This window comes from Corallococcus llansteffanensis (assembly GCF_003612055.1).
Classification (GTDB): domain Bacteria; phylum Myxococcota; class Myxococcia; order Myxococcales; family Myxococcaceae; genus Corallococcus; species Corallococcus llansteffanensis.
Genome location: NZ_RAWB01000659.1, coordinates 1 through 5,048 on the forward strand (window position 1 = coordinate 1; position 5,048 = coordinate 5,048).

Genomic DNA, 5,048 nt, shown 5'->3' on the forward strand with positions numbered 1-5,048 from the left:
GTACGGGGGCGGGCCGGGTGGCGCTCACGACGGAGGGAGACGTGCTCACGCACGTCACGTGGTGGAGCGAGGCGGATCCGGATGCGGGCACCGTGAGGGAGCCCCTGCGCTCCAGGCTCGTGTTGCTGAGCGCGGACGCGGGAGTGCTGCTGGCGGCGAGCGCTGAGGAGGACGGTGGCGGTGTGGCGAGGCTCGCCGTGGATGACGCGCGCGGCGCGTACCTCTACACGCCGTGGGATGGACGGCTGGCCTTCACGTCGTGGATGGCAGCGTCAGTCGACGCCGGCTCCGGGATGGATGGCGGGGGCGCGATGCGCGTCGGTCTCGCCTCGGGGCCCGGTTTCGGTCCCACCGCGCTCGCGGATGGGGGTGTCGCCTCGCTGCTCCTCGAACCGCTCGGGCCTGGTGTACCGGGCGGCGCGCCTTCACTGGCGCTCGCTTCGGGACGGCTGCTCGCTGGCGCGCGGGCCTTCGTGGACACGGATGGGGGCGTGCCCGTCGCGCTGGACTGGGATGGCGGCGCGCGCACCCTGTCGCCCCTCGCCGAGCCCGTGCTGCTGACACCGGGTGGCTCCGTCGGTCATGCCTTCGCGCTCGTGTGCGACCGCACGGACGGCACCGCGTGCCCCGTCGACGAGCTGCGCACCGTGCTCCGCTCGTTCAGCTTCGACGACGGCCACGTCCTCTACGAAGTGGACGTGCTGCCCACGCCCGTGCTGCCCGGCACCTTCCACGAAGCCGCGCTGCTGGAGCGGGGCGCCCTGGGCGTGCTCGCCGACGCGCAGCTTCCGAACGGCGAACAGCAGGCCTGGCTGGAGTGGTTCGCCTCCGGCCAGAAGGTCGACATGTGCCCCCTCCCGGGCCGCGTCCAGGTCGCGGGCGCGGTGTTCTCCGGCGAGGTGATGCACGTGGTGCTGCGCCGCGACGGGGTCTGGCTCCTGGAGTCCTACGCCGTGGGCCAGCGCACGGAAGCCCGGGGCTGGCCCCAGCGCCACGCCGGCCCGTCGGGAGCGCGCCGGGCGGTGCCGTAGCGCCCGCTCAGCCGTTCGCGGCCGGATCCACCCAGAGGTCCTCGAAGCGCACCTGGGGCGGCGTCTGGTGCAGCCGCAGGTTCTGCACCGACGCCACCGCCGCCGCGTGCGTGCGGTCGTGGTACAGCGGGATGAGCGGGCAGTCCTCGCGCGCCAGCATCTCCGCGCGCCGGTACAGCTGCGAGCGCAGCTCCGGATCAATGGACACGCGCGCCTCCGCGGTGAGCCGGTCCAGCTCCGGGTTGCGGTAGCCCATCGGGTACACCGTCTGCGCGTTGGAGTTGAGCAGGAAGTGCAGGAACACGTCCGGATCCGGGAAGTCCGCCAGCCACTGCGTGCGGAACGCCGGAATCTTCCCCTCGCGCAGCCGCGGCAGGTACTCCTCCGCGTTCATCTGCACGTGCCGCAGCTCCAGCAGCCCCGCCTGGAGCAACGGGCGGAAGAGCACCGCGTCCTCGGCGGAGGTGTCGCGGCCCACCGAGTGGTGCAGGGTGAGCTGCATCCGCCGCACGCCCGCCTCGCGCAGCAGGCGCTCCGCCAGGGGGAGGTCCGTCGCGGGCAGCGGGCCCAGCTCCGCGCCATCCAGCAGCTCCGGCGGGGTGAAGGTGCGCGCCACCCGGGCGCCCGGATGGAACTGCTCCACCATGCCGACGATGTCCATGCCCGCGCGCAGGGCCCGGCGCACGCGCACGTCGTTGAAGGGCGCCTCGTTCAGGTTGAGGCCCACGAAGGCGGTGGAGGGCGTGGTGCTGGCCACCAGTTGGTGCACCTCCAGGCCCTTGGCCTCCGTCTGCACGGTGGGCAGGAAGGACACCAGGTCCAGCTGGCCGTCCAGGAGCTGACGCACCGCCTGGTCGCGCGACTCCAGCAGGAGGAACTCCAGCCGGTCCAGCAGCGGAATCCCGCCGCGCCAGTAGCCCGGGTTGCGCTCCAGCACCACGCGGTCCGGCTCCAGCCCCACGAAGCGGAAGGGGCCCGTGCCCACCAGCTTCCCCGCGCTGTCCACCTTCGCCACCGCGGTGGCCGTGAGCGCCATCAACTGGAGGAAGAACGCCTTGGGCTCGCGCAGGCGGATCTCCAGCGTGCCCTCGTCCAGCACCTCGATGCCCGTCACCTCGCGCGCGAGGCCGCTGGAGTACTCAGACGCGCCCTCCACGTCCTCCAGGAGGCTGCGGTCCGGCGAGCGCACCGCGGGGTCCATCAACCGCTCCAGGTGGTGCTTCACGTCCACGGCGGTGAGCATGCTGCCGTCGTGGAAGGTGACACCCCGGCGCAGGTAGAAGCGGTAGCGGCGCGCGGACGGGTCGGCGTCCCAGCGCTCGGCCACGTCGGGCACCAGCATGCCGTCCTCCAGCCGCACCAGGCCGGAGAAGACGCACGCGGACAGCTCCGCCATCTGGTTCTCCACGCTGAACAGCGGATCCACCGCCTGCCGGTTGCGCAGCGACGCCGCCTGGTGGAGCCCCACGCGCAGCACGCCGCCCGGCCGCGCCTGCGGCAACTGGAAGCGGAACACCTCCGCCTCCAGGCTCGCCGTCTCGTGGCTGAGCTGATCCACCGTGCGGTCCAACCCGTCGCCAATGCGGATGACCCGGCGCGCGTCCTCGCGCACCTGCGCCACCTCCTCGCGGATGGACGCGTCGCCCCGGGTGAGCACCAGGTGGGCCTGCCGCAGCTCTTCCAGCGCCGCGCTCAGGCGCATCACGGCCTCGGACAGGTCGCGGCCGGTGCGCGCCTGGGCCTCCGCCTTCTGCGCGGCGCCCTGGCCCACGCGCGTCATCTCCTGCATCTGGCGCACGAGGTCGCGCGCGTTGGCGGACTGCTCGATGGCCATGCGCGTGATGTCTTCCACGCGGCGGGCCACGCGCTGGCTCGCCTCCACGACGGTCGCGCCCTGCGCCTCCAGCCGCTGCGTCTCCGCGACGGTGGCCTCCACGGCGGCGAAGGTGCGCTGGGTGATGCTGCGAATCTCCCCCAGGGCCTCGGCGGCGCGGTCGCCCAGGGCCACGCCCGCGGTGGCCTGCTCGCGGCCCTCCTGCACCAGCGCCACGGCGGTCTCCACCGCGTCGCGGATGCCCGTCACCATGGTGCCAATCTCGCGCGTGGAGCGCGTGGTGCGCTCGGCGAGGCTGCGAATTTCGTTGGCCACCACGCCGAAGGGGCGGCCGTGCTCGCCCGCCTGCGCGGCGATGATGGCGGCGTTGAGGGCCAGCAGGTTCGTCTGGTCGGCGATCTCCTGGATGACGTCCACGATGCGGCCAATCTCCATGGACCGCGTGCCGAGCATCTCCATCAGCTCGGCCGCCTTGCGCACCGTCTCCTCCACCCGGTACATGCCCTGCACGCTGTCGCCCACCAGCGCCTCGCCGCGCTGGGCGGTGGCCGTCACCGCGAGCGCCATGCTGTTGGTGTCCGTGGCGCGGCGGCGCACGGCGTCGATGCCGCCCTCCACCAGCGCGACGAAGTCCGTCGCCTCGCTGGCGAAGTGGCCCAGCTCGTCACCCGACGTGGCGATCTGCCCCAGTCGCTCCGTCATCGCCTGGATGTGGCCGCTGGTACGCTGACTGAAGTCGTTGACGGTGGTGAGGCCGTCCACCACCTGGTGCAGCCGCTCCGTCATCTCCAGCAGCGCGCCCGTCGTCTCGTGGGCGAAGGTCTCGATGTGCTGCACGCGCTTGACGGCCGTCTGGAGGCTGGTGCCGTTGCCCGCGACGGCGGCGAGCGTGCGCTCCACCGCGCTGCCCTGCCGGCGCGCGGCCTCCAGCAGCACGCGGGCCTGGTCGCTCACGCCGTTGCCGGTGCGGTGCAGGTTGCTCGTCACGCGCTGCACCTGGGACATGGCGCGGCGCAGGGAGAGCACCAGCCGGCGCAGGTCCTCCTGCCCCTCGAAGCCCTGGTGGATGGGCGTGGTGAGGTCGCCCTCGGCCAGCCGGGCCATCAGGTCCCGGCGCTCGCGCCTGCGCACCGAGGCCCAGCGGAACCACGAGAGGTAGCTGCCCGTAAGCCACAGCAGGGGCACGCCGAGCAGCAGCACCGCCCACCCTGCCGCGTCGTCGGGTGCGCCGGTCACCCACCGCAGCAGCAGCCCCAGGATGAGTGCGGAGACCAGGGCCGCCGCCAGCCCGAACGAGAAGAGGTACCGTTTGGCGCCCATGGACGGCCGGCACGCTAACCCGCCTTCTCGCGCCGGTCCTCAATTCAACGCATGCTGGGACGTCCATGAAGGCCCTGCTCGCCGTCGCACTGCTGGCGCTCCCGGTAAACCCCGCCAGCACGGGCTCCACGGCTGGAACACCGGCCCGCTTCGTCTTCGCGTGGCGCGGCGTGCCGGTGGGGACGGTCACGCTGGCGCTGGAGGTGGGGCGCTTCACGTACACCAGCCTGCACCTGCACGTGCGCGAAGGCCGGGCTGGGGAGCGCGTGCGCGAGGTGACGCTGCGGGTCGACGGCGCGGGGCGCGTGGTGGGCAGTGAAGCGGTGCCACAGGCGCTGTGGTTGTGGCGGGGCCCGCCGCCCGAGGGCTGCGTGAAGGGCCGCGAGGAGCTGTCCGGTGAGGAGGGCCCGCATTGCGTCACGGCCCGGGGCCCCGCGAGCGCCGAGGGCACGATGCTGGGCGCCCGCTTCCACGCGACCTACGACGGGCAGGGGAGGCTCCAGGCGCTGGAGGTGGGCGGGTCCCGCTTCACGGCGGCGCCGCCGGGAGCGAGGCTGCGCGCGCCGCCGGAGCTCTTCGCGGACGGCGTGCCCGTGGAGGGCGGCACCGAAGGGGCGCTGAGGCTCGTGCCGGACGGGCAGGCACGGCCGGTGTCCGCCGCGCGAGCCGTCAGAGCGCCAACCCAGGCGGCCTCAAGCGTCGTCGCGGGAGGGGCACCGAAGCAGCAGCCCGGCGAGGCCGGGGCGTTCCCTCCGGTCCCGGACCGGCTGCCGGGCATGACGGAATGGACGCCGCGCGCGGCCCGGGCGCTGGCCGAGTCAGTGCACCAGGCCTTCCCGGACAAGGGCCCCACGGCCGCGGAC

At 73.6% G+C, this 5,048-nt stretch carries 2 protein-coding genes and 1 pseudogene; 2 read left to right on the forward strand and 1 reads right to left on the reverse strand.

What is annotated here, in order from left to right; all coding sequences use genetic code 11:
* A pseudogene (locus tag D7V93_RS37510) lies at positions 1 to 1,031 on the forward strand (hypothetical protein); the annotation flags it as partial.
* Positions 1,032 to 1,038: 7 nt separating this feature from the next.
* On the opposite strand, the gene D7V93_RS37515 reads toward D7V93_RS37510, so the two are convergent.
* Positions 1,039 to 4,185, reverse strand: coding sequence for an ABC transporter substrate-binding protein (locus D7V93_RS37515; protein ID WP_120647899.1), 3,147 nt, complete (start codon positions 4,183 to 4,185; stop codon positions 1,039 to 1,041).
* A gap of 65 nt (positions 4,186 to 4,250) precedes the next feature.
* Between D7V93_RS37515 and D7V93_RS37520 the strand changes: the two genes are divergently transcribed.
* On the forward strand, positions 4,251 to 5,048 hold a 798-nt coding region (locus D7V93_RS37520), incomplete at its 3' end, for a hypothetical protein (protein ID WP_120647900.1).